Origin of the sequence: Micromonospora sp. H61 (assembly GCF_018070325.1) — a bacterium.
GTDB lineage: Bacteria > Actinomycetota > Actinomycetes > Mycobacteriales > Micromonosporaceae > Micromonospora > Micromonospora salmantinae.
The window spans coordinates 1-1748 of the sequence record NZ_JAGPXY010000200.1; the positions used below are offsets into that span (position 1 = coordinate 1).

The window sequence follows — 1748 nt, forward strand, 5'->3', positions numbered from 1 at the left end:
TCGATGTACCAGCGGATCTGCGCGGCCGTCCACTCGATCGCATAGACGTGGAAGGCCGCGGCGTTGTTGACGGCGGGGTTCGCGACGTAGTTGGCGTTCTGGCCCGCTGTCCACGGGAACACGCCGGTCCGGAGATCCCAGAAGATGTTGTTCGTCACGGTCGCGTTCGCGTTCGCGTGTTCCATGATGTCGACCTCGCCGCAACTGGCCCAGTTGGTGGGCAGGCGGTCGTAGTAGGTCTGCGCTGGGTTGTAGGCGCTCGTGGACGTCTCGTCGCACGAGTCACCGAGCATCCAGAAAGCCGGCCACGAGCCGGCGGCGGTCGGGAGCGCCATGCGCGCCTCGATGCGGCCGTACTGGAAGGACCTCTTCGTGTCCGTCGTCATGCGGCACGACGTCTGGTAGAAGTTGCGGCCGTTGACCGTGATGGGCGTCGTGAGCCAGTTCGCGCGCATCACGAGGTTGCCGCCAGACTGTGTGCAGTTCTCGGGGCGGTACCACTCCCACTCCCCGTTGCCCCAGCCGTCGAAAGTATTGAGGCCGGGGTTGAGGCCGTTGCCGACGTTGTAGTTCCAGTTGGCGCTGCTGGGCGCGCCGGACCCGTTGAACTCGTCGGCCCACACGAGGTTCCACGCGGCGTGTGCGGGCTGCTGCTGGATGACCACGCTGCCGACCAGCGCAGTGACGGCCGCGGTGAGGAGGACCATGAGGCGCCGGCGGCTGCCTGACAGCGCTCGGTCCGCGAAACCTGCATTCCTGATCTTCATGTCGGGGAGCCTCGCCTTTCCATTGGGGATGACGGATCGACGCCATGCCCGGGGCGACCCCGCGGCCGGACACGGCGAGTGGGCGACGGACACTCCCGCCCGGGGCGACCGAGAGTGCTCCTCCTGGACAAGCAATGCGAGCCATCAATGCGTGAGAGCGCTCTCACGCTAACCACACGGTTCCATCGATGTCAATGGCTGATGAACGCCGTGTTGCCGGTGCATTGCCAGCTGACAGGTCACTCGAGGCCACGACCATCCAGAGGACCGGTAGCAGGGCGGTGACCACCGCGAGGGAAACGAGCACGATTTTTCGACTGCGGTGAAGGGTTTCCACAGCATCGATTCTCGACCATCTGTCCACCCCGTCCCGGTGAGGTGTTCAGCGGCAGTGGTCCACCAATACGCCAACGGCGACGCGAGGACTTAGGTCCTCCGCTGTGTTGGAATCGGCCGGCACGACGGCTATGGCGGCGACGTTCGCCCGACCTCGCTCGCCTTGCGGCCAGAGGGTCATCCACGCCCGCGATCCTCCGTACCGGAGAGGCTGCCCGAGTCACTGCCGCACCAGGGTGCCTGAGCAGTCCGACACCGGCTACCCGTTGCCCCCTGTGCGGTTTCGGTCTCACGCACCGTCGGTGTCGCCAACAAGCCGGGTTGAGGTCGAGCGCGCGTACCCGTTGATGTTGCCGAGAATTTCAGATCACCCGGCACGCACGAGCGGGGCGCGGCCGAAGATGGCGGCCGTGCCGGCGATGAACTGCGACCGCGTCAGAGGGCGCGCCGACGCGTCTACCCCTTTGGGTAGTCCTGTCGGATCGCGCATGCGTGACCGCGTAGCCGCTTACAGCTCGCCCAGGATGCGAGTGCGTTGCTCGGCGTACTCGGCATCGCTGATCAACCCCTGCTGATGGATGGCGGCGACCTGGCGGAGCCGATCGGCGATCGGGGTGGACGGTGCAGTTGTCGGGTCGGGGTGGG

Annotated in this window: 1 protein-coding gene; it reads right to left on the minus strand. The window is 66.2% G+C overall.

Annotated features, from left to right (window positions below; all coding sequences use genetic code 11):
* Window positions 1–767, minus strand: a 767-nt coding sequence (locus KBX08_RS33105; protein ID WP_210787687.1) for a family 16 glycosylhydrolase, incomplete at its 3' end; no start/stop codon positions are given.
* Between the last annotated feature and the right edge of the window lie 981 nt (window positions 768–1748).